This is a genomic window from Aeromonas sp. QDB14, assembly GCF_027707845.1.
Classification (GTDB): domain Bacteria; phylum Pseudomonadota; class Gammaproteobacteria; order Enterobacterales; family Aeromonadaceae; genus Aeromonas; species Aeromonas caviae.
Genome location: NZ_JAPCJD010000012.1, coordinates 53,414 through 77,002 on the forward strand (window position 1 = coordinate 53,414; position 23,589 = coordinate 77,002).

A 23,589-nucleotide genomic window follows, 5' to 3' on the forward strand; every position below is an offset into this window, starting at 1 on the left:
CATGGATAGCTGAAAGCATGGCTAGCGCAGACCATAAAGGACTGTCTGAGGAGTGACAACCGTCCCCTCACGCTCCCTGCCTGCCGAACTCGCCAGTCCTTCCCGCTCGTCTGTCACGAGCCCCTCTCCCCCGGCCTGCCGAGCCTCACTTCTTGCCAGATCCTGCCAGACGCTCGCCATGGCTTTTCTCTGCGCCGGGCAGGGGCTCTCGTGGCCTCTGCACACTCCTTCGAGAGACCGGGCTGCGTGCCCGGAACCGGGTTGAGGCGCTCCAGCACCTGATGGAGCGGGGGGGGCGTGATGTCGGGTCTTTGCCATGGCTTGCTCAGCTGGTTCGGCCATTGCCTCCCGGTTTCACACTCCCGGGCATCTTTTGCCCTTCCTAAGGTCCGCTTTTTCCCCCATGGGGTCATTTACCCGGATTTATTCGATTTTTACTCCGTTTTACTTAACAAAATGAGTGTAATCGTTTACATCTGTGTGAGCGGGATCGCCGATCACCGGGCAAAACTCTCCTACACTGCAGTGGTTTTCAGCGTGAATGCAGGGAGAAGTGAAGCATGCTCAGGGAGATAGTGGCCCGTCAGGATTGGCAGACCCAGGGGATCACCGCCGTGAACCGGTTGCCAGCCCATACCCCCTTGTCCAGTTGGCGCAGTGAAGGGGAAGCCAGGATGGGGGGGTTGTCACCTTCCCGCCTGCTGCTGGACGGCGAGTGGCAGTTCTCCTGGTTCGAGGCCCCGGAGCGGGTGCCGGAGCAGTGGCTGCTGGAGGATCTGCCGGATGCCTGCCCCATCAAGGTGCCGGGCAACTGGCAACTGGCTGCGGCCTACCCGGGGGCGCGGCCCGTCACGGATGTGCCCATCTACACCAACATCAAGTACCCCTTTCCCTGCGACCCGCCCCGGGTGCCTGCCGAGAACCCCACCGGTTGCTACTCCCGCGAGTTCACCGTTGCTGCGAACTGGCTGGCCGAGGGGCAGACCCGGATCATTTTCGACGGGGTGGACAGCGCGTTTCACCTCTTCTGCAACGGCCGCTGGGTCGGTTACTCCCAAGACAGCCGGCTGCCGGCGGAATTCGATCTGACCCCCTTCCTTCAGGCCGGGGCCAACCGGCTCGCCGTCCTGGTGCTGCGCTGGTCTGACGGCTCCTATCTGGAAGATCAGGACATGTGGCGCATGAGCGGCATCTTCCGCTCCGTCAGCCTGCTGCACAAACCGGCCCGTCATCTGATGGATATCCGGGTGACGCCCGAGCTCGACGCCTGCTACTGGGATGCCCGCCTCAAGGTTGAATTGCAGGCGGCCAACGGAGCCGGTCTGTCGGTGGAGGCCAACCTCTATGATGGCGACGAGCGGGTTGCGACCCTGCGCCAGCAGATTGGCACCCTGGCCATCGACGAGAAAGGGGTGTATGACGATCGCGCCGAGCTGTGGCTGACGGTAACGGCGCCACACAAGTGGAGCGCCGAGACCCCGTACCTCTATCGCCTGACCCTGACCCTGCTGGACGAGCAGGGAAACGTCCTCGAAAGCGAGGCCCATGACGTGGGCTTTCGGGCGGTGGAGATCCGTGGCGGCCTGCTGCGGGTCAACGGCCAACCCCTGCTCATTCGTGGCGCCAATCGCCATGAACACCATCCCGCCACGGGTCACGTGGTGACCCCGGCCGACATGGAGCAGGATCTGCTGCTGATGAAGCGGCACAACTTCAACGCGGTGCGCTGCTCCCACTATCCCAATCACCCCGAGCTCTATCGCCTGTGCGACCGGCTCGGCCTCTATGTGGTGGACGAGGCGAACCTGGAGACCCACGGCATGACCCCCATGGGGCGGCTGGCGCGGGATCCCGCCTGGAGCAACGCCTTCCTGGAGCGTGTTACCCGCATGGTGGCCCGGGACTTCAACCACCCCTGCATCATCATCTGGTCCCTGGGGAACGAATCCGGTTATGGTCCGGCCCACGACGCCATGTATCGCTGGGTGAAGGGGGCGGATCCCAGCCGCCCGGTGCAGTACGAAGGGGGCGGGGCCGACACCCCGGCCACCGACATCATCTGCCCCATGTATGCCCGTACCCACCAGGATCAACCTTTCCCGGCGGTGCCCAAGTGGGCGCTGGCCAAGTGGATCGGCCTGCCGGAAGAGACCCGGCCGCTGATCCTGTGCGAATACGCCCACGCCATGGGCAACAGCCTGGGGGGCTATGCCCATTACTGGCAGGCATTTCGCGATCATCCGCGGCTGCAGGGTGGGTTTGTCTGGGATTGGGTCGATCAGGGGCTGGACAAGCAGACCGACGATGGCCGCCATTTCTGGGCCTATGGTGGCGATTTCGGCGACACTCCCAACGATCGCCAGTTCTGCTGCAACGGCCTGCTGTTCCCCGATCGCACCCCCCATCCCTCCCTGTTTGAAGCCCGGCGTGCCCAGCAGCCCTTTGTTCTGACCCTGCAGGGTCGCCAGCCGCTGACGGTGGAGATCCGCAGCGAATACCTGTTCCGCGAGACGGACAACGAACGCCTGCAGTGGCGTCTGTGTGAAGACGGCGTGGTGGTGAGCCAGGGTGAATGCCCGCTCGAGCTGGCCCCCCGGGGGAGCGTGACGCTGACCCTGCTGGAGCAACTGCCGGCCTTTGCGCCGGGGGCGCTCGCCTGGCTGGATCTCGCCATCGTGCAGCCCATCGCCACGGCCTGGGCCGGAGCGGGTCACGAGGTGGCTCGCCAGCAATGCCTGTTGCCCGCGCCCCTGGCGCTGCCGTCGGCCTGCCCGGCGGTCAGCCTGACCGAGCAGCGCGATCACTGGGTGCTTGGCGCCGCAGATTCCCTGTGGCAGCTCGACAAGGCCAGTGGTCGCATCGTCAGCTGGCAGAAGCAGGGCCGCGAGCGGCTGCGCGACGCCATCGCCGATCACTTCTATCGGGCGCCGCTCGACAACGATATCGGCACCAGCGAGGCGGATCACGCCGATCCCAACGCCTGGATTGCCCGCTGGCAGGAGGCCGGACTCAATGATCTGCAGCACCGCTGTCTCGGCCTGGAGGCGAGTCCGGAGCTGGGTCTCATCACGGCGCACCACGGCTACTTCGTGGGTGACGAACCGAAGATCCTGACCCGCTGGCATCACAGGGTGAACGGGGAGGGCGCCATGCACCTCGCCATCGAGGTGGAGGTGGCCGCCGATATGCCCTCCCTGCCGCGCATCGGTGCCCGGCTCTGGCTGGCCGATGAACCGGCCGAAGGTGCCCCGGTGAGCTGGCTGGGGCTTGGCCCCCACGAGAATTACCCGGATCGCCGGCTCGCCGCCGATCTCGGTCGCTGGCAATTGCCCATCGAGGCGTTGCACACCCCTTATGTCTTCCCCACCGACAACGGGCTGCGCTGCGATACCCGCGCACTGCAACTGGGGGATCTGGTGGTGGAGGGGCGCTTCCACTTCAGTGTCAGCCGCTACAGTCAGCAGCAGCTGACCGAAGCCCGTCACCAGACCGATCTGGTGGCTCTGGGGGGCACGCACCTGTGCCTCGATGGCTTCCACATGGGGGTGGGAGGCGACGACTCCTGGAGCCAGAGCGTGCGGCCCGAGTTCTGGCTGTTGCCGGGTTGTTATCAGTGGCACTGCCGTCTGAGCTAGCCGGACCCGCCGTCGCGAGATGGCGAGACCCAAAGGCAGTTTCTCACGTAACTATTTAATTTTTAACAATATTACGGCTATGTAACAGAGTGTAAACGTTTTCATTTTGTTGCTAGGATCACAGACCGCCTCACAACAAACTGATTACATTAGGCTGGCGCCAGCTCAAACGGTGTACAGCATTCCCTACAAAAAACAGATAGAGATCGGAGCATAACAATGAAAAAACTCACGACAGTTGCCACCTTGCTGATGGGACTGATGGCGGGAGCCCAAGCCCAGGCCGATACCCGTATCGGGGTCACCGTCTACAAGTACGACGACAACTTCATGGCCGTGGTGCGCAAGGCCATCGAGAAAGAAGCGTCGGCCACCCCGGGTGTGGAACTGCTGATGAACGACTCCCAGAACGACCAGTCCAAGCAGAACGACCAGATCGATGTACTGCTGGCCAAGGGCGTGAAGGCCCTGGCCATCAACCTGGTTGACCCGGCGGCGGCCCCTGTCGTGATTGAGAAAGCCCGTGCGGACGAGATCCCCGTGGTCTTCTACAACAAGGAACCGAGCGCGGCCGACCTGGCCAGCTATGACAAGGCCTACTACGTGGGCACCGACTCCAAGGAGTCCGGCATCATCCAGGGCCAGCTGATCGCCAAGCACTGGAAAGCGCACCCCGAGTGGGATCTGAACAAGGATGGCGTCATCCAGTTCGTGCTGCTCAAGGGTGAGCCTGGCCACCCGGATGCGGAAGCACGCACCACCTACGTCGTCAAGACCCTGAACGATGGCGGCATCAAGACCGAGCAGCTGCACATGGATACCGGTATGTGGGATACCGCCATGGCCAAGGACAAGATGGACGCCTGGATCTCCGGTCCGAACGCCAACAAGATCGAAGTGGTCATCGCGAACAACGACGGCATGGCGATGGGCGCCGTGGAATCCCTGAAGGCCCAGGGCAAGACCGCCATCCCGGTGTTCGGTGTTGACGCCCTGCCGGAAGCCCTGGCCATGGTCAAGAGCGGTGCCATGGCTGGTACCGTGCTGAACGATGCGGCCAACCAGGCCAAGGCCACCTTCGAGCTGACCAAGAACCTGGCCGAAGGCAAGCCGGCCGGTGAAGGCACCAACTGGAAGATCGACAACAAGGTCGTCCGCGTTGCCTACGTGGGCGTAGACAAAGACAACCTGTCCCAATTCGAGTAATTCCTCCCCTCAGGGCAAGGGAGATCCCCTTGCCCTCTTTTCAACCAGATGTGATGGCTGATATGACAACACGGCAACAATCAGAATGGCTGTTGGAGATGATTGACGTCAGTAAGAGCTTTCCTGGCGTCAAGGCACTCGATAATGTCAATTTACGGGTCCGTCCTCATTCTGTGCATGCGTTGATGGGCGAGAATGGCGCAGGGAAGTCCACGCTGCTCAAGTGCCTGTTCGGCATCTACGAGAAGGATCAGGGCAAGATCTTCTTCAAGGGACAGGAGATCAACTTCACCTCGTCCAAAGAGGCGCTGGAGAATGGCGTTTCCATGGTGCACCAGGAGCTGAACCTGGTACTGCAACGCACCGTGATGGACAACATGTGGCTCGGCCGCTATCCCACCAAGGGACTGTTTGTCGACCACGGCAAGATGTATCAGGACACCAAGCATATCTTCGAGGAGCTGGACATCGACATCGACCCCAGGGTCAAGGTCGGCACCCTGTCGGTTTCCCAGATGCAGATGATCGAGATTGCCAAGGCATTCTCCTATGACGCCAAGATCGTCATCATGGACGAACCCACCTCCTCCCTGACCGAGAAAGAGGTCAACCACCTCTTCAAGATCATCAACAAGCTCAAGGAGAAGGGGTGCGGCATCGTCTACATCTCCCACAAGATGGAAGAGATCTTCCAGCTCTGTGACGAGATCACCATATTGCGGGATGGCCAGTGGGTGGCGACCCAGCCCCTCAAGGGCATGACCATGGATCAGATCATCGGCATGATGGTCGGCCGCGAGCTCACCCAGCGCTTCCCGGAAAAAACCAACCAGCCCAAAGAGGTGATCCTCGAGGTCGAGCACCTGACGGCCAAGAACCAGCCTTCCATCAAGGACGTGACCTTCAACCTGCACAAGGGGGAGATCCTCGGCATCGCCGGTCTGGTGGGGGCCAAGCGCACCGACATCGTGGAGACCCTGTTCGGCATCCGCGATCGCAGCGAAGGGACCATCAAGCTGCACGGCAAAGAGGTGGCGAACCACAACGCCCACGAGGCGATCCAGAATGGCTTCGCCCTGGTGACCGAGGAGCGCCGCTCCACCGGGATCTATTCACGCCTCGACATCGCCTTCAACTCCCTGATCGCCAACATGGACAACTACAAGGGATCCATGGGGCTGCTCAGCGACAACAAGATGAAGAGCGATACCCAGTGGGTCATCGACTCCATGCGGGTCAAGACACCGACCCAGCAGACCCAGATCGGCTCCCTCTCCGGTGGCAACCAGCAGAAGGTGATCATCGGTCGCTGGCTGCTGACCCAGCCCGAGATCCTGATGCTGGATGAACCGACCCGGGGTATCGACGTCGGCGCCAAGTTCGAGATCTACCAGCTCATCCTGGAGCTGGCGAAGAAGGACAAGGGCATCGTCATCATCTCCTCCGAAATGCCTGAACTGCTCGGCATCACGGACCGCATCATGGTCATGAGCAATGGCCGGGTCGCGGGGATCGTCAACACCAAAGAAACTGACCAGAGCGAGATCCTGCGCCTGGCATCTCTGTACCTATAAAGACAGGAAGACATTATGGAGTCGGCTAAAAATTTCAATCTGATGCAGGCGCTCAAAGAGAACGGCATCTATGTGGTGTTGCTGGTGTTGCTCATGATCATCGTGATCAAGGAGCCCTCCTTCCTCAGCCTCACCAACCTCAGCAACATCCTGACCCAGTCCTCGGTGCGGGTCATCATCGCCCTCGGGGTGGCGGGCATCATCATCACCCAGGGTACTGACCTGTCGGCCGGTCGTCAGGTCGGCCTGGCAGCGCTGATCGCGGCCACCATGCTGCAGGCCCTGACCAACGTCAACAAGGTCTTCCCCACCCTGGGGGAGGTGCCCATTCCGGCGGTGATCCTGCTGGTGTGCGTGGTGGGGGCCCTGATTGGTCTGGTCAACGGCCTGATCGTCGCCTACCTGAACGTGACGCCCTTCATTACCACGCTGGGCACCATGATCATCGTTTACGGCATCAACTCCCTCTATTTCGACTCCGTGGGGGCTTCTCCGGTAGCTGGGTTTGATCCTCGCTTCTCCAACTTTGCGCAGGGCTTCATCCGGATTGGCGGGTTCAAGCTCTCGTACCTGACCTTCTATGCGGCCATCGCCAGCGTCTTCGTCTGGGTGCTGTGGAACAAGACCCGCTTTGGCAAGAACATCTTCGCCATCGGTGGCAACCCGGAAGCGGCCAAGGTGTCCGGCGTCAACGTCGCCGTCAACCTGGTGGTCATCTATGCCCTGGCCGGTGTCTTCTACGCCTTCGGCGGCATGCTGGAAGCGGGGCGGATCGGCAGTGCCACCAACAACCTCGGCTTCATGTACGAGCTGGATGCCATCGCGGCCTGCGTGGTGGGGGGCGTTTCGTTTGCCGGCGGTGTGGGAACTGTCGCGGGTGTGATCACCGGCGTACTTATCTTCACGCTGATCAACTATGGTTTGACCTACATCGGTGTCAGCCCTTACTGGCAGTTCATCATCAAGGGCGGCATCATCATCCTGGCGGTAGCCCTGGACTCCATGAAGTACGCCAAGAAGAAATAAGCATTGGCAGGGAGGGCCGGGTCATCCCGGCCCTTTCTCTTTGGAGGGACCCATACGATGGCATTCAAAGTCAAAATCAACGTGCTGCTGCTGCTCGCCATTCTGGTCACCATCGGTACCGCCTGGTTCAGCGTCAACCACTTCATCAGCGGCTACATCCGCACCCAGGCCACCCAGAACATCAACGAGCAGATCACCCTGGTCAGGGAGAAGCTGGCGGGTGACATCAACCAGAAGGTGCTGCTGGCCGCCAACCTCAACCTCGGGGTGACCAGCGTCAAGAAGGCGCTGCAGGAGACCGGCTTTCACAACATCGTCAAGCTCATTGGCGACATGGCATTCGACGCGAACGGGGTCATCGACGACAAGGCCAGGGTTGATGCCCTGCGCAAGCTGATCCCCGCCGCCAACAACCAGATCACCGTCAGCCCGATGGAGCAACTGGACGGCAAACCCGTCATCTCCATTCTGGTGCCGCGCGGTGCAGACTCCGCCTACCTCTACTACCTCGACATGAGCGAATTCAAGACGCTGCTGACCAAGGTAAGCGGCGAGGGGCGTTACTTCTCCCTCACCGACAGTCAGGGACAGGTGCTCTACAGCAGCAAGCCCCAGGGAGAGAGCGAGAGCCGCCCCAACAAGCTGGATATTCGCGGCAGCGAGTGGACCCTGACCGGTTATGTGGATCTCGACTATATCCGTGCCATGACCCAGGCGCTCAACGGCAAGATCACCCTGGCCCTGCTCGGGGTGGCGGCACTGGTACTGGCCCTCTCCATGGTGGCCCTCAACCTGGCCTATAGACCCATCCTCTCCCTGCGCGACCTGGTACAGGAGCTCTCCCAGGGCAATGGGGATCTGACCCGCCGGCTCACGGTGACCAGCAAGGATGATCTCGGCCAGATCTCGGCGGGCATCAACCGTTTCATCGAGCAGTTGCAGGGCATGATGGGGGAGGTGAGACAAGCGAGCGGCCAGCTCAATGAAGGGATATCGGCATTGGCGAGGCAGACGGGGTCAGCCCAGGGCCTGCTGGCGGAGCATGTGCGGGAGACCGAACAGGTGGTCACCGCCATCAATGAGATGAGCCGTACTGCCGTCTCGGTATCGGAGAGCGCGGCCAATACTGCCCAGCTGACCGGCCAGAGCCAGCAACTGGCCAACCAGTCGCGTCAGGTGGTGGATCAGGCCATGGCCAGCGTCACTGCGCTGGTGACGGAGGTGGAGACCACGGCACACTCCATCGAAGCCATGCAGCAGGATGTGCAGCAGATAGGCTCGATTCTCGGGGTCATCGGTGGCATCGCAGAGCAGACCAATTTGCTGGCCCTCAACGCCGCCATCGAGGCGGCCCGGGCTGGTGAGCAGGGGCGGGGGTTTGCGGTGGTGGCGGACGAAGTGCGCTCTCTGGCGGGACGCACCCAGAAGAGCACTGCCGAGATCCAGACCATGCTGACCCGGCTGCAACGGGGCACCCAGACCGTGGTGGCTGCCATGGGCAACACCCGGCAGAGCTGCCAGGATGCGGCGGAAAACACCAGCAAGGTGAATGCGTCACTGGATCTGATGGCGGGAGAAGTGGTGGAGATCAACGATCTCATCAGCCATATCGCCACGGCCGCGGAGGAGCAGAGTGCCGTCGCCGAGGAGATCAATCGCAACATGAGTGCCATCGCCGAGGTGATCACCCAGCTCAAGGGGAATGGCGAGCGCACCGTGGACAGCTCAAACGCCATGCAGCGCACCTATGACAGGCTGCGGGAGATAGTGGGGCACTTCCGGCTGGAATAGCGCCGGCTGGGCGAGTCCCGGGTATCGTGGCCAGCAGTACCGTGGCCGGGGTGACCCATCAGCGGGCAGACGTGAAAAATACCCAAAAAAGATGGGGGCGACTTGCGTCGCCCCCGATAGTCTTATCGCTCATATCCTTGAACGAAGTTGCTCCCTGCAATCCCTGACTATACCTCTTCCTTTAGGTTTCCCCTTCCCAATCCTTTGGGGTGTCCTTTAGCCATCATGGCCTGACGAGTCATCCGTTCCCGTCGCACTTTCTCCGTCCTGGGAGGTGTCCTTTACCACATCCTGTGGTGAGTCAATTTGCCCAACCCTGGCAGCCAGTCTTCCTGACCGACTTCATTGCGTCCGTGCAGGAGTAACTATAAGGATTTCGCGCAGGGCGACAATGACATGCTGAAAAACGTTTTATTCAAACTGGTTTCCCGCGAAAGGATAATGAAGTTATCTTTTTTAAAATCATGGTTTTAATGATCTATCATGCTGTTTTTTCACGCGCATCTTCCGACTATGGCGAGAATTTTGTTGGCACTTTACTTACGCAGTCTATGGCGAATATCTCACAAGGCGTTTAACTGCGGTTCAGAATCCGGGGAGGCCGGTCAGTGTCGATCGCAGATGAGGGTGGAGGAGGGCAACGGGCATGATGCAGGTGGCGTGGTCCGGATCCCATTCAGAAGATAAAGGAGGTAAAGGAGGGAAAGCTGAGATGACCCAAGAGGAGATCGCCTCCCCTTGGGCGAGAGGGTCAGGGATGCTGGCTGCCATCGTGCCATTGGCATAGGTAGGCGGGGACCAGCATCTGGGGTGCCTGGTCAACGTGACAGACCACCAGCGGCATGGCGGGGGCTCCCTGGGCATGCACCAAGGCCGGTGTCATGGGCAGGACCAGGGCGACGAACAGAAACAGCGACGGGATCTTCATGGTTATCTCCTTGGTGACGGGAACGAATGTGACAAGCATCACTTTTTGAGTTAAGGCGAACCCGAAATCGGCGCAAGGTGACTGAAAAAATTCAACTAATGAAAAAACTTTGGATCCCGGTTGCACTCCGGTCGTTGAAAAAGGCGCCATCAGGATGCGTGCAAAATGCATATCCATATAAAAGAGATAGTGCACACAACTTGGCAATGAGGCTCGCCATCTGGCCCGGGCAGGCCGCCATGATCTGGGACAAGAGATGGATTATTCAGCGATAAAGGAGCAGGTGATTATTTATGTGGGAGCAAACGGGATGATAAGCGAGGATAAATTCAAAGGTGGGTGAAGTTTATTCAAAAAATGAGCGATCTGATTTTAATATAATGATTTATTTGATGTTTTTTATTTGTGGCTATCCATTTATGGATATCATGGATGAATGAAATTGCGTTCTTTGTGGAATATATTGGGGCTTTATTGCGTATTTATGCCGGATGGAGGGTGAGGGAAATGTCAGATATGTAAACTCCATCATAAATTAACTTCTGAATTTATGCAGTCTCGGGTGAATGTGATCAATGTCCAAGTTTGGTGGAGTTGCCAGACCTAATCTCTGCGTCGAAAGGCAAGGGCAGGATAGAACACAAGCCGAGTGCCCTACATAAAGAATATCCCGCCTTAGCCACGAGCCTGAATAGAAGGAATCTATTCAATCACTCGCAGGGACCACTGCTAGACGGAATATCATCATGAGCAAATTTTATGTAGGTTCTGAAGTTGGCCAGTTGCGCCGTGTCATGTTGCACCGCCCCAACCTCAGTCTGAAGCGTCTGACCCCTTCCAACTGCCAGGATCTGCTGTTTGACGACGTCCTGTCCGTGGAACGTGCCGGTCAGGAGCACGACAAATTCGCTCAGGTACTGCGCGATCAGAATGTCGAAGTCTTCCTCCTGACCAATCTGCTGGCGGAAACCCTGGACGTGCCGGAAGCCAAAGCCTGGCTGCTGCAACACCAGGTCTCCGACTATCGCCTCGGCACTGCCCTGGCCAACGACGTGCGCTGCTTCCTGGCGGACATGCCTCACCGCGAGCTGGCCCGCATCCTCTCCGGCGGCCTCACCTACTCCGAGATGCCCTACAGCGGCGTCAACATGGTGGTCGGCATGCATGCCCCGACCGATTTCATCATCGAACCGCTGCCCAATCACCTCTTCACCCGCGACACCTCCTGCTGGGTCTATGGCGGCGTCTCCATCAACCCCATGGCCAAGGCCGCCCGTCGTCGCGAGACCAACCACGTGAAGGCCATCTACCGCTGGCACCCGCAGTTTGCCGGTCAGGAGTTCATCAAGTACTTCGGTGACGAGGAGCGCGACTACGACAACTCCACCATCGAAGGGGGCGACGTCCTGGTCATCGGCCGAGGCGCCGTGCTCATCGGCATGTCCGAGCGCACCACGCCGCAAGGGGTGGAGCATCTGGCCCGCAGCCTGTTCAAGCACGGTCAGGCCAAGCAGGTCATCGCCATGGAGCTGCCGAAACACCGTAGCTGCATGCACCTCGACACCGTCATGACCCACATGGATGTCGACACCTTCTCCGTCTATCCGGAAGTCATCCGCAAGGATGTGAACTGCTGGAGCCTGACCCCGGGCGGTGCCACCGGGATGAACATCAAGGAAGAGGGTTACTTCGTGACCGCCATCGAGAAGGCGCTGGGGGTGGATCAGCTCAGGCTCATCACCACCGGCGGCGACAGCTTCGAGGCCGAGCGGGAGCAGTGGAACGACGCCAACAACGTGCTGACCGTGCGCCCCGGCGTGGTGGTGGGTTACGAGCGCAACACCTACACCAACGAGAAGTACGACAAGGCCGGCATCACTGTGCTGCCCATCCCGGGTGAAGAGCTGGGACGTGGCCGCGGCGGCGCCCGCTGCATGAGCTGCCCGATGGAACGTGACGGCATCTGACAAGACGGCGTGGCGCCGGCAGAGGCTGGCGCCACACACACCCGAATTCGAGAGTAACACCCATGAAAAAACCAACTGTCGTCGTCGCCCTGGGGGGCAATGCCCTGCTCCGCCGAGGCGAACCTCTGGAAGCCGACATCCAGCGCAAGAACATCGCCACCGCCGCCAAGACCATCGCCCGCATCGCCGAGGATTACAACGTGGTGCTGGTGCACGGCAACGGCCCGCAAGTCGGCCTGCTGGCCCTGCAAAACAGCGCCTACACCAAGGTCTCTCCCTATCCCCTGGATGTGCTGGGTGCCGAGTCCCAGGGCATGATCGGCTACATGCTGATCCAGGAGCTGAAGAACCTGATGCCGAGCCGCAACGTCACCGCGCTGCTGACCCAGGTGCAGGTTGATCCCCAGGATCCGGCGTTTGCCAATCCGACCAAATTTATCGGCCCCGTCTACGAAGAGGCGGAAGCCCGCACCCTGGCTGCCGAGAAGCACTGGGTGGTCAAGGCAGACGGCAAGTTTTTCCGCCGCGTGGTGCCGTCCCCGCTGCCCCAGCGCATCGTCGAAGGCGACGCCATTGAAACCCTGATCGCCCAGGGTCACCTCATCATCTGTACCGGTGGTGGTGGTATCCCGGTGACCTGGGATGGCCAGAGCCTGACCGGCATCGAGGCCGTCATCGACAAGGACATGTCTGCCGCCTACCTGGCCAAGCAGATCAAGGCCGACGCCCTGCTGATCCTGACCGATGCCGATGCCGTCTATCTGGACTGGGGCAAGCCGACCCAGCGTCCGCTGCGGGTCACCAGCCCGGACGAGCTGGCGGGCGTCAAGTTCGACGCCGGCTCCATGGGGCCCAAGGTCGAAGCCTCCTGTGAATTCGTCAAGGCGACCGGCGGCATGGTCGGGATCGGTTCCCTGGAAGATGGCCTGGCCATCCTCAAGGGGGAAGCCGGCACCAACATCGTCGCCACCAATACCGTCAATGCCTGAGCCAAGGCTCTGGTCTGAACAACTGCGTAGTCAATAACACTGCCAAATTGGTCTGAACAAATATAGAGAGAACTCATCATGGCTTTTAATCTGCGTAACCGTAACTTCCTGAAACTGCTGGACTTCACCCCGCGCGAAATCCAATACATGATCGATCTGGCCATCGACCTGAAGAAAGCCAAATACGGTGGCTATGAGCGTAAACACCTGACCGGAAAGAACATTGCCCTGATTTTCGAGAAGACCTCCACCCGTACCCGTTGTGCGTTTGAAGTGGCGGCCTTCGACCAGGGCGCCCAGGTCTCCTACCTCGGCCCGAGCGGTTCCCAAATCGGTCACAAGGAGTCCATGAAGGACACCGCCCGGGTGCTGGGCCGCATGTATGACGGCATCGAATACCGCGGCTACGGCCAGGAGATCGTGGAAGAGCTGGGGGCCCACGCCGGTGTGCCGGTCTGGAACGGCCTGACCAACGAATTCCACCCGACCCAGATCCTGGCGGACTTCATGACCATGCTGGAGCACGGCAAGGGCAAACGCCTGGATCAGATCAAGTTCGCCTACCTGGGTGACGCCCGCAACAACATGGGCAACTCCCTGATGGTGGGTGCCGCCAAGATGGGCATGGACATCCGTCTGGTGGCGCCGAAAGCCTTCTGGCCGGAAGAGGAGCTGGTTGCCACCTGCCGCCTCATCGCCGAAGAGACCGGTGCGCGCATCCACCTGACCGAAGACGTGAAAGAGGGTGTGCTGGGTGCCGACTTCCTCTACACCGACGTCTGGGTCTCCATGGGTGAAGCGAAGGAAGCCTGGGATCAACGGGTCAAACTGATGACCCCGTATCAGGTCAACATGGATGTCATCAACGCGACCAAGAACCCGGATGTGAAGTTCATGCACTGCCTGCCGGCGTTCCACAACGACGAGACCACCATGGGCAAGGAAGTGGCCGACAAATATGGCATGAAGGGCCTGGAAGTGACCGAGGACGTGTTCGAATCCGAGCACAGCATCGTGTTCGACGAGGCGGAAAACCGGATGCACACCATCAAGGCAGTGATGGTGGCTACGCTGGGCGACTGACGTCGTCAGTGGTGCCGGGGGGTGACCCCCGGCTTTTCAACCATGTGACAGCGGCATAATACCTCCAACCCTACGACCCGCAGCCTGCATGGATACCACACCCACAGAAGGAAGCTGGACCATGACCAAATTCAAGTTCCCGTCAGCCTACACGATACTGTTTGTGCTGATCGCCCTGGTGGCCGCCCTGAGCTGGATAGTGCCGGCCGGCAAATACGAGATGACCATGAACGAGGCCCTCGGCAAGGAAGTGCCGGTGGCTGGTACCTACAAACTGGTGGATGCCAATCCCCAGGGGATCGTCGACGTGCTGCTGGCACCCATCGACGGTCTCTACAACCACGACACCTATGAGGCTGGCGCCATCGACGTCTCCCTCTTCATCCTGATCATCGGTGGCTTCCTTGGCATCGTGACCAAGACAGGTGCCATCGATGCCGGCATCGAGCGCGTCACCGATCGCCTGCGTGGCCGTGAAGAGTGGATGATCCCGATCCTGATGGCGCTGTTCGCCGCAGGGGGCACCATCTACGGCATGGCGGAAGAGTCCCTGCCGTTCTACACCCTGCTGGTGCCGGTGATGATGGCGGCCCGCTTCGACCCCGTGGTCGCCGCCGCAACCGTGCTGCTGGGGGCCGGTATCGGTACCCTGGGCTCCACCATCAACCCGTTCGCCACCGTGATCGCCGCCAACGCGGCCGGCATCTCCTTCACCGACGGCATCTGGTTGCGGGTCGCCATGCTGGTGGCCGGTTGGCTGATCTGCGTGGCCTATGTGATGCGTTACGCCAAGATGGTGCGAAGTGATCCCAGCAAGTCCCTGGTGGCCGACAAGTGGGAAGAGAACCGAGCCCACTTCCTCGGCAACAAGAGCGACCAGATGCTGGAGTTCACCACCACCCGCAAGATCGTGCTGGGCATCTTCGTCGCCGCCTTCGCCGTGATGATCTACGGGGTGGCCGTGCTGGGTTGGTGGATGGCGCAGATCTCCGGCGTGTTCCTGGCTGCCGCCATCATCGTCGGCGTCATCTCCCGCATGAGCGAGGAGGAGCTGACCTCCAACTTCATCGACGGTGCCCGCGATCTGCTCGGCGTGGCCCTCATCATCGGTATCGCCCGCGGTATCGTGGTGGTGATGGACAACGGCATGATCACCCACACCATTTTGCACAGTGCAGAGGGGATAGTGACCGGCCTCTCCACCATCGTCTTCATCAACGTGATGTTCGTGCTGGAAGTGGTGCTCTCCTTCCTGGTGCCCTCCTCCTCCGGTCTGGCGGTGCTGACCATGCCGATCATGGCGCCGCTCGCCGACTTCGCCAACGTGGGCCGCGAGCTGGTGGTCACCGCCTACCAGTCCGCCTCCGGCCTGGTGAACCTGGTGACCCCGACCTCCGCCGTGGTCATGGGGGGGCTGGCCATTGCCAAGGTGCCCTATGTGCGCTGGCTGAAGTGGGTGGCCCCGCTGCTCGGCATGCTGACCGTGCTGATCGTGCTCTGCCTGAGCCTGGGCGCCGTGCTGGCATGAATGCCGACAGAGATAGGGATAACAACGGGAGCCTGGGGCTCCCGTTTTTTATGGCTGGCAAGGCGGGGCGCCCGGCCTCTCACGTGGCCTGGCTCCTTGCCGCGCGGGCAACAAAAAGGCGACCCCGGGGTCGCCTTCTGGCATCCAGCAGGGGTCAGCGGGCGTTTTCCAGGGTGCGCACCACGGCGGCGTGAGCCTGGCGGGTGCGGCTGATGTGGCGCGGGGCGATCAGTACCACGTCGTTGCCGGCCACGGCCCCCAGGATCTCGGGATTGGCGTTGCGATCCAGCAGGCGAGCCACCACGGTAGCGGCCCCCGGGGTGGTATGCACCAGCACCATCTGCTGGTTGTGGACCACGGCGCGCACCATGTCGTGGATGGAGCGGGTGCTGCCGGCGGGCTCCAGCTGCTCGTCCACCAGGGTGTAGACCTTCTTGCCGTTGGCGTTCTGGGCCTTGGCGACCCCGAGACGGCGCAGCAGGCGGGAGATGGTGGACTGGCTGATGTCCGCAAAACCGCGGGCGGAGAGCTCGCGGCGGATCTCCTCCTGGGTGCTGTAACAGTGCTGGCCGATGATCTGGCGGCAGGCGTCGAGCTGGGCCAGGTCGGACTCTGGTTCTGCTGGGCGGCTGAGGGTGTTGACCATGGCGACTTCCTTTGGCGATGAGCGATGGCGGTCTCGCCCAGTCTGTCGTTCCGGCTTTTCATAGCGAAAAACACTAATGAGGAGCACTCAAGCAGGGGATGAGCGAGGTATATCCATTACGGGATGGCAAATTATAACCAAAGGGGGAATAAGTGATGTGACAGGGTTCAAAAATGGGCCCGATGGGGCCCACATGGATATCCTTTGTCGGCAGGCAATCAGTAGCGTTCGCTGACGATGTCCTGGGTGAAGGACTTCTCGCAGTATTTGCACTTCATCCGCACCGCCCCTTTCACCTCGCGCACCCGGAAGTAGCTCTCCACCGGTTCGTTGTGGGAGATGCAGTTGGAGTTGGGGCAGTGGAAGACCCCTTCGATGAACTCCGGCAGCGCCAGTTGGTGCTTCTTCACCACCACGAAGTCTTCGATGATGTTGACGGTCGCCTTGGGGGCGAACAGGGCGAGCTGGTTGGCCTGCTGCTCGGTCAGACGGGTGTTCTCGATCTTGATGAGATCCTTCTTGCCGAGGGCGCCGGATTTGAGGTTGAAGCCGACGGTGATCCGCTCCTGGGTCTCGATCAGCTGGAACAGCTTGAGGATCTTGATGCCCTGGCCGGCGGGGACGTGGTCGATGACGGAGCCGTGACGGATGGCTTCGACTTGCAGTTGGTTCTTCTCGGACATGATGTTCCCCTTTCCCTTAGACGGTTTCGTTCAGTACCAGTGCCAGCAGTGCCTGGCGGGCATAGACCCCGTTCTCCGCCTGCTGGAAGTAGTAGGCGTGGGGGGTCTTGTCGACGGCGACCTCGATCTCGTCAACCCGGGGCAGGGGATGGAGGATCTTCATGGTGGGCTTGGCCCCTTCCAGGGTCGCCAGCTCCAGCACGAACTTGGCGGCCATGTGCTTGTACTCGGTCTCGTCGAAGCGCTCCTTCTGGACGCGGGTCATGTAGAGGATGTCGAGCTCCGGCATCACCTCTTCCATGGTCTCGTGCACGCTGAAGCGGATGCCCTTCTCTTCCAGCTCCTCGCAGAGGTAGTCCGGCATGGCCAGCGCCTCCGGGGAGATGAAGAAGAAGCGGCAGTTGAACAGGCTCAGGGCCTGGGCCAGGGAGTGGACGGTGCGGCCGTACTTCAGGTCACCGACGAAGGCGACGTTGAGGCCGTCCAGCTTGCCTTGGGTCTCGTGGATGGAGAAGAGGTCGAGCAGGGTCTGGGTGGGATGCTGGTTGGAGCCGTCACCGCCGTTGATGACCGGCACCCGGGAGAACTCGGAGGCCAGACGGGCTGCCCCTTCCTTCGGGTGGCGCATCACCACCGCATCGGTGTAGGAGCTGATGATCTTGATGGAGTCGGCCAGAGTCTCACCCTTCTTGGCGCTGGTGTTGCCGCCGTCGGCGAAGCCGATGACGTTGCCGCCCAGGCGCTGGACCGCGGTCTCGAAGGAGAGACGGGTGCGGGTGGAGGCTTCGAAGAAGCAACTGGCGACCAGCTTGTCTTTCAGCAGGCGGCTGTCGGGTTCGGCCTTCAACCGCTGTGCGGTGGCGACCACCAGTTCCATGTCGGACCGGGTCAGATCCGAGATGGAGATGACGTGTTTGTTATAGAGTGGATTGGTCATCGTCTGCATTCCCTTTGGCATCAATGAAGGTTTTTCCGGCACAAAAAAAAGCCCCTGAAACAGGGGCTCTTTTCAAAAAAAACGGGGGATCTGTGGGACGGGAACCGGAAACAACGGGGCCGCTCTGGTGCGCTCCACCCGTCTGCAAGGCTGCTTTTTTCATCAAAAACGGCATCGTCCTGTCCCGACCTTTTTCAAAACCGCACCGATTATAGGGCTGGTTTTTGAATTGTCAAAAATTTATTTCAGAGGCAGGATTTGGGCAGAAAAACGTTTGAGTGCCGCGAACGGGTCGACAAATCCAGAGTGCGTGCTGCGCCTGCAAGGGGGCGCCATCGGCGGCCATGCTGCGCAGGTAGCCGAGCCTGTGGTGCCCCTCCAGCAGGCAGTAGGGATGGGGCAGGGGGTGACCGTCCGGGTAGCAGGTTCCCGGGGCGGTGGCGAGGACGATGACAGGCTCGGACCAGGTGCCCCGGTGCAGCATGTCATCGCCGAGCCAGGAGCGGCGCACGTAGCGGTTGCTGCGCAGCATCTCGCCCCAGCGATCGATCACCTCCATGTGGCGGGAGTCTATCTGCTCGATAATCTGCGCGGTGGGCCAGTGCTCGCACTCGAACTGGTGGCTGGCGAGATCGATAAAGCTCCAGTTGGATTCAAAACCGCGCCAATGACGGTAAATCCACTGGGCGAGCACATTGGAGGGAATGGAGGGCACCAGGGGAGAGACTCTGTCCAGATAATCGGCCAGGGTCTCCGTCTTGCGCTCATCCCGGAAGTTGAGGGGCGCAAGCTGTTGCAGCAGTCGGTAATTGAGCATGGGCAGCCTCCCTGAGCCTGGTTTCACCCTACCCCCATTTGTGTCCCATTCCTACCCCGTCGGGGCTGCAAATACAGCAGCTTACCCCCGCTCCTTGTTGGAATTGCGGGGATCTGCTCGTCATTTGTTCGATCGCATCGAAAGTAAGAAAAAAAGCCTTTACCTTTGACCTCCGCTTTGTATACTACGCCTCGTTTGTTGCAGGGGCGTAGTTCCAATTGGTAGAACAGCGGTCTCCAAAACCGATGGTTGCGGGTTCGAGTCCTGCCGCCCCTGCCATTTTTCAGAAAGGCCAGCTCATTGAGCTGGCCTTTCGCATTTCCGGCGTTTGCCACCGCCTCCGTTAGCCTCTTTTTTCCCGCTTCGCCGCTGCCATTTCTGCCAATGGAGGCCGCTTTTCCCCTGTGCTACACCTTGCTTCCTGCCAGATGGCGCCCTCAGGCGCATCGCATCCGGCGGGCCCAAGGCGCTTCAACAAGGAGAGAGCGATGAACAAGGCAGTGGATACGCGTCACCCCCATGCCCATGCCGGTGGCTGGGTCCCCCGGGATCAGGCCCATGTGGCGCGCTGGGTACAGCGGCTGCGTCAGGCGGTCACCCGCCAGCCTCGCCCGCTGGTGGCCCCGATCGCCGGATTGAAGGCGCTGGTGGAGCAGGATCCCCTCCTGCATCAGCAGGCCCAGGGGATGTTTGACGAGGCGTGGCAGCACGAGCACAGTACGCCGCTCGGTCAGGTCCAGGTGCGCAGCTTCGATGAGTTCCTGCAGCTGCTCAACGGCATCATGACCACGGCCCCGGAAGCCTATCAGGATGTGCAGACCCAGGAGCCTGCCGGGCTGATCGGATTCCCCATCAATGCCCTGCTCAACTGGCCCATGGCGACGGCCGCCGGGTACGACTTCTTTGCCAATGCGCTGGTGAACCAGCAACTGCGCAAGATCCTCGGTTACTGGGCCGACTTCCTGCAAAGTCCCGCGTCCCGTTATGTGCTGACGGTGTCGGTGAGCCCCCTGGATCGCCAGACCCTGATCGTCCCCTGGCTCGGGGAGGTGGCGAAACGGGAGATGGTCAAGGTGGCGCAGGGGGCGCTCGGGGCCGGCGACAACCCCACCCCAGAGCGCTTCGAGGGGATCTTCCACACCGTGCCGGGAGAGGAATACGAGGGCTTCGCCAGCTGGGATGACTTCTTCACCCGCCGCTTCTGCCCCGGCGTGCGGCCGGTGACGGCCCCGGACGATGACAGCGTGATCGCCAACGCCTGCGAGTCGGCCCCGCTGCAGGTGGTGACCGGGGTAAGGCGGCAGGACGCCTTCTGGCTCAAGGGGCAGCCCTATTCCCTGGACAACCTGCTGGACTTCGACCCGCGCGCCGCCGCGTTCGAGGGGGGCACCCTCTATCAGGCCTTCCTCAGCGCCCTCAGCTATCACCGCTGGCACAGCCCGGTGAGCGGCACGGTGCGCTCGGTCAAAGTGGTCAACGGCAGCTACTACCTGGCCAACCGCCACCAGGGTTTCGACAGCCCGGCGGGGCCCGACCCCAGCGCCCCGAACCAGTCCCAGCCCTTCCTGACCGCGGTGGCGACCCGGGCACTCATCTTCATCGAGGCGGACAACCCCAAAATCGGCCTGATGTGCGTGGTGCCGGTGGGCATGGCGGAGGTGTCGAGCTGCGAGGTGACGGTGCAACCGGGGCAGCGGATCGCGAAGGGGGAGCAGCTCGGCATGTTCCACTTCGGCGGCTCCACCCACTGCCTGCTGTTTCGCCCCGGGGTCGAGCTGGCGTTCGACTTCTACGGCCAGCAGCCGGGGCTGGAGGCGACCAACCTGAGGATCAACACGGCGCTGGCGCGGGTCAAATAACCCAGCCGCCGGACAGTAAAAGGCCGCCTTCGGGCGGCCTCGCTGTTGTGAATCCCTCAGGGTTGTCGTTGCAGCAGGAGATCCAGATAGGCGCCTTCGATCAACCGGGAGTGCTCGATACTGAGACGCGCCATGATGTCGTGAGCTTCCTGCATCCCCACCTCGCGCGGTTCGTCATCTTCCAGCACCACTTCCAGTTCGAGGAAGTGACCCAGCCCTTCAACCCGGTCGAGATGGATCCGGGTTCTGCCCACCAGAAACAGGGTCCGCTGTTTTCGCACTCTGCCAATCTGGCCGCAAGCCAGGGTGAGCGTTTCCCGCAGCTTGTCCGGCTCGTTCGTTGGCGTGATGTGGTAGTAGCTCTCCTTCGGACCCTGTTGATCAGGCCTGCGGTAGAAGATGAGCTGGCCTGCCGACGGGGAGAGCGTCCGCAATTTGAAGCGGCCCGATTCACAGCGAAAGAAGGTATCGTCCTGGGCGATGTCGACGGGGCCCTTGTCGGCGATGGCCGCGGCTTTGGGGATAAGGTCATCGACCCCGGCTATGCGGGCTTTGATCTCGATATTTCGTGGCATGGCAGCGGGCTCTCCTTGAAGACGGGATACCCAATCTAGCACAGTCCACGTTGTCGAGAGGGGAGCAACAGGGGGAGTACCAGCTCGGTTCCTGATGGATGCTCAACCCTGCCCGCCAACCCTCTTTGCAGGCACCTGAAACCGCCCTCAAGAGACAGGTCAGCGGGTGCTGGCCTGGCCTGCCCGTCATCCGCGATATGACCTCATGGCCGCCTCATGGCCGCCTTAGGGCGGCCTTGTGGTGCCTGCGGGTGTCAGCATGGAATAGTGAACAGTCTGTTGCTGGTAGTGCGTTCTGTTGTTGATAGATGAAAAAATATCAGGATTCACTAAAGACCGTTCATCATTGTGCCGATAGAACTACCAAGATGGGGGTATTCCCGGCCCCCGGCTACCACAAGGATTCGTTGTCATGACTCTCTCGTTGCGCGGCAAGCTGCTCGCGGCCAGCCTGGGGGTAGTGCTGCTGATGGCAGCCCTGCTCGGTATTGTCGCCTTCCACACCCTCAAATCCCGCACCCTTGACGCCATCCAGAGCGATGCGGTCAACTACGGCCACGCCCACTCGGTGGCCATCGGCAACTGGCTTGAGGATCGCAAGCACGCGGTCAACGCCCTGGCCGCTGTCATTGCGCGCGACCCCGACACGGCCCTGGTGCCCCACCTGTTGCAGACCCGCACCTCCGGCGGTTTCGGCCTCACCTATTTTGGTTCGGCGCAGGGGGAGATGACCCGCCACGATCCCGCCCTCAACACCGCCAACTATGACCCCAGGGCCCGCCCCTGGTACCAGAACGCCGACAAGGCGGGCAAGCTCATCGTCACGCCGCCCTATGTCAGCGTGACCATGCAGCAGATGGTGGTGACCCTGGCCGAGCCGGTGAGCCACCAGGGCCGGGTGATCGGGGTGGCCGGGGCGGATCTCTCCCTCGACGCCCTCATCGACGAGGTGCTGGCCATGAAGGTGCAGGGAGAGGGCTACGCCATGCTGCTCGACCGCACCGGTCTCATCGTCGGCCACCCGAACAAGGAGCTGGCGCTCAAGCAGGTGGCGGAGCTGGATCCCGGTCTCACCGGGGCGGCGCTGGATGCGTGGAGCCGCGATGGCGAACTGCACGGCGCCAACCTGAATGGGCGCGAGGTGCTGCTCTCGGTGCAAGGCGTGCCCGGCACCGACTGGCTGCTCGCCATGGTGATGTACAAGGAGGTGCTGGAGGCGCCGCTCGCCTCCCTGCTGTGGCAACTGGTGGGGCTGACCCTGGTGCTGCTGCTGGTGTTCGGTGCCCTGCTCATCGCCATGTTCAACTACCTGTTCGCGGATCTGGGGCGGGTCTCCAGGGCGCTTGCCGACATCGCCCACGGGGAGGGTGATCTCACGGTGCAGATCGCCACCCGCAGCCAGGATGAGGTGGGGCAGCTGGCCCAGAGCTTCAACCAGTTCGTGGCGCGACTGCACGGCATCGTCAGCCGGTTGCGGGACGTCACCGTCGAGCTGGCGGCCCAGTCCCGCACCCAGGCGGCGGGGGCCGAGGCCCGCAGCCAGCGGGTGCGCCAGCAGCAGGACGAGATCGTCATGGTGGCGACCGCGGTGACCGAGATGGCCTCCGCCACCCAGGAGATCGCTGGCAACGCCGAGTTTGCCGCCAACACCGCCGGCGATGCGGTGCGCCTCGCGGTGGCCGGCCAGTCCCAGGTCGGCCAGAGCCAGCGCAGCATCACGGGGCTGGCGGGGGAGGTCTCCGACGCCAGCCAGACCATCCACGAGCTGGATGGCCACGCCCAGCAGATCAGCGGCATTCTGGCCACCATCAGCGGCATCGCCGAGCAGACCAACCTGCTGGCCCTGAACGCCGCCATCGAGGCGGCCCGGGCCGGGGAGCAGGGGCGCGGCTTTGCCGTGGTGGCGGACGAGGTGCGGGTGCTGTCGCGCCGCACCCACGACTCCACCGCCGAGATCCAGCAGATGATCGAGGCGCTGCAGCAGACCACCCGCAAGGCGGTGGGCGGCATGGAGACCAGTCGCCAGCTGGCGGGCACCAGCGTGGAGGACGCCGAAGCGGCGAATCTCAGCCTGGGCAGGATCAACGAGGCCATCGGCGCCATCAGCGACATGGCGACCCAGATCGCGGCGGCGGCCGAGGAGCAGACCTCGGTGACCGGCGAGATCAGCCGCAACACCGAGAATATCCGCCACGTCTCCCAGGCGCTGGCGGCCCAGGCTGGCGAAGAGGCCGCCCAGGCGGCCCAGCTCAAGTCTCTTACCGAGCGGCTGGAGCAGGAGATCGGGCGCTTCCGGCTCTAGGCTGCGACCCGGATGTGACAAAGGCGACCCTGGGGTCGCCTTT

Annotated in this window: 17 protein-coding genes and 1 tRNA gene; 12 read left to right on the forward strand and 6 right to left on the reverse strand. The window is 61.6% G+C overall.

Annotated elements, in window-relative coordinates:
* Positions 1-560 precede the first annotated feature (560 nt).
* From PG887_RS06220 to PG887_RS06240, 5 genes are all read left to right on the forward strand, one after another.
* Positions 561-3,635 carry a beta-galactosidase gene (locus PG887_RS06220; protein ID WP_270821351.1) on the forward strand — a complete coding sequence of 1,025 codons (3,075 nt, stop codon included), beginning with the start codon at positions 561-563 and terminating at the stop codon, positions 3,633-3,635.
* A gap of 219 nt (positions 3,636-3,854) precedes the next feature.
* Positions 3,855-4,841 carry a galactose/glucose ABC transporter substrate-binding protein MglB gene (gene mglB, locus PG887_RS06225; protein ID WP_270821352.1) on the forward strand — a complete coding sequence of 329 codons (987 nt, stop codon included), beginning with the start codon at positions 3,855-3,857 and terminating at the stop codon, positions 4,839-4,841.
* 53 nt (positions 4,842-4,894) lie between these two features.
* Entirely contained in the window at positions 4,895-6,415 is a 1,521-nt protein-coding gene (mglA, locus tag PG887_RS06230; protein WP_010676015.1) for a galactose/methyl galactoside ABC transporter ATP-binding protein MglA, read from the forward strand.
* Between the two features lie 15 nt (positions 6,416-6,430).
* Positions 6,431-7,441: a galactose/methyl galactoside ABC transporter permease MglC gene (gene mglC / locus PG887_RS06235; protein WP_010676014.1), complete on the forward strand. Its 1,011-nt coding sequence runs from the start codon at positions 6,431-6,433 to the stop codon at positions 7,439-7,441.
* Positions 7,442-7,498: 57 nt separating this feature from the next.
* Positions 7,499-9,232 carry a methyl-accepting chemotaxis protein gene (locus tag PG887_RS06240; RefSeq protein ID WP_270821353.1) on the forward strand — a complete coding sequence of 578 codons (1,734 nt, stop codon included), beginning with the start codon at positions 7,499-7,501 and terminating at the stop codon, positions 9,230-9,232.
* A gap of 751 nt (positions 9,233-9,983) precedes the next feature.
* Here PG887_RS06240 and PG887_RS06245 read toward each other — a convergent pair.
* On the reverse strand, positions 9,984-10,160 hold the full coding sequence (locus PG887_RS06245) for a hypothetical protein (protein WP_164882869.1): 177 nt from the start codon (positions 10,158-10,160) through the stop codon (positions 9,984-9,986).
* A 746-nt stretch (positions 10,161-10,906) separates the two neighbouring features.
* Between PG887_RS06245 and arcA the strand changes: the two genes are divergently transcribed.
* From arcA to PG887_RS06265, 4 genes are all read left to right on the forward strand, one after another.
* Entirely contained in the window at positions 10,907-12,127 is a 1,221-nt protein-coding gene (gene arcA / locus PG887_RS06250; protein ID WP_010676011.1) for an arginine deiminase, read from the forward strand.
* A 62-nt stretch (positions 12,128-12,189) separates the two neighbouring features.
* Entirely contained in the window at positions 12,190-13,116 is a 927-nt protein-coding gene (gene arcC, locus PG887_RS06255; protein ID WP_039039634.1) for a carbamate kinase, read from the forward strand.
* 78 nt (positions 13,117-13,194) lie between these two features.
* Complete coding sequence (gene argF, locus PG887_RS06260) at positions 13,195-14,199, forward strand: ornithine carbamoyltransferase (RefSeq protein WP_041211943.1); 1,005 nt, start codon at positions 13,195-13,197, stop codon at positions 14,197-14,199.
* Positions 14,200-14,320: 121 nt separating this feature from the next.
* The gene (locus PG887_RS06265) at positions 14,321-15,727 is read left to right on the forward strand and encodes a YfcC family protein (RefSeq protein ID WP_010676008.1); all 1,407 of its coding nucleotides are present in this window, start codon (positions 14,321-14,323) and stop codon (positions 15,725-15,727) included.
* Between the two features lie 154 nt (positions 15,728-15,881).
* Here PG887_RS06265 and PG887_RS06270 read toward each other — a convergent pair whose 3' ends face one another.
* The 4 genes from PG887_RS06270 to PG887_RS06285 form a co-directional block, all read right to left on the reverse strand.
* A complete protein-coding gene (locus PG887_RS06270; RefSeq protein WP_039039633.1) occupies positions 15,882-16,373 on the reverse strand; it encodes an arginine repressor in 492 nt (163 codons plus the stop codon).
* Between the two features lie 218 nt (positions 16,374-16,591).
* A complete protein-coding gene (gene pyrI, locus PG887_RS06275) occupies positions 16,592-17,056 on the reverse strand; it encodes an aspartate carbamoyltransferase regulatory subunit (protein ID WP_010676006.1) in 465 nt (154 codons plus the stop codon).
* A 16-nt stretch (positions 17,057-17,072) separates the two neighbouring features.
* On the reverse strand, positions 17,073-17,993 hold the full coding sequence (pyrB, locus tag PG887_RS06280) for an aspartate carbamoyltransferase (protein ID WP_182935095.1): 921 nt from the start codon (positions 17,991-17,993) through the stop codon (positions 17,073-17,075).
* A 232-nt stretch (positions 17,994-18,225) separates the two neighbouring features.
* Positions 18,226-18,810, reverse strand: a complete 585-nt coding sequence (locus PG887_RS06285) for a hypothetical protein (protein WP_223933603.1) — start codon at positions 18,808-18,810, stop codon at positions 18,226-18,228.
* 202 nt (positions 18,811-19,012) lie between these two features.
* Between PG887_RS06285 and PG887_RS06290 the strand changes: the two genes are divergently transcribed.
* A tRNA-Trp gene (locus PG887_RS06290) sits at positions 19,013-19,089 on the forward strand.
* Positions 19,090-19,298: 209 nt separating this feature from the next.
* Positions 19,299-20,669: a phosphatidylserine decarboxylase family protein gene (locus tag PG887_RS06295; RefSeq protein ID WP_223933605.1), complete on the forward strand. Its 1,371-nt coding sequence runs from the start codon at positions 19,299-19,301 to the stop codon at positions 20,667-20,669.
* A gap of 56 nt (positions 20,670-20,725) precedes the next feature.
* Here the strand turns inward: PG887_RS06295 and PG887_RS06300 are convergent, their stop codons facing one another.
* Complete coding sequence (locus tag PG887_RS06300) at positions 20,726-21,244, reverse strand: class IV adenylate cyclase (protein WP_041211940.1); 519 nt, start codon at positions 21,242-21,244, stop codon at positions 20,726-20,728.
* Positions 21,245-21,656: 412 nt separating this feature from the next.
* On the opposite strand from PG887_RS06300, the gene PG887_RS06305 reads away from it, so the two are divergent.
* Complete coding sequence (locus PG887_RS06305; protein ID WP_270821354.1) at positions 21,657-23,546, forward strand: methyl-accepting chemotaxis protein; 1,890 nt, start codon at positions 21,657-21,659, stop codon at positions 23,544-23,546.
* Positions 23,547-23,589: the final 43 nt, after the last annotated feature.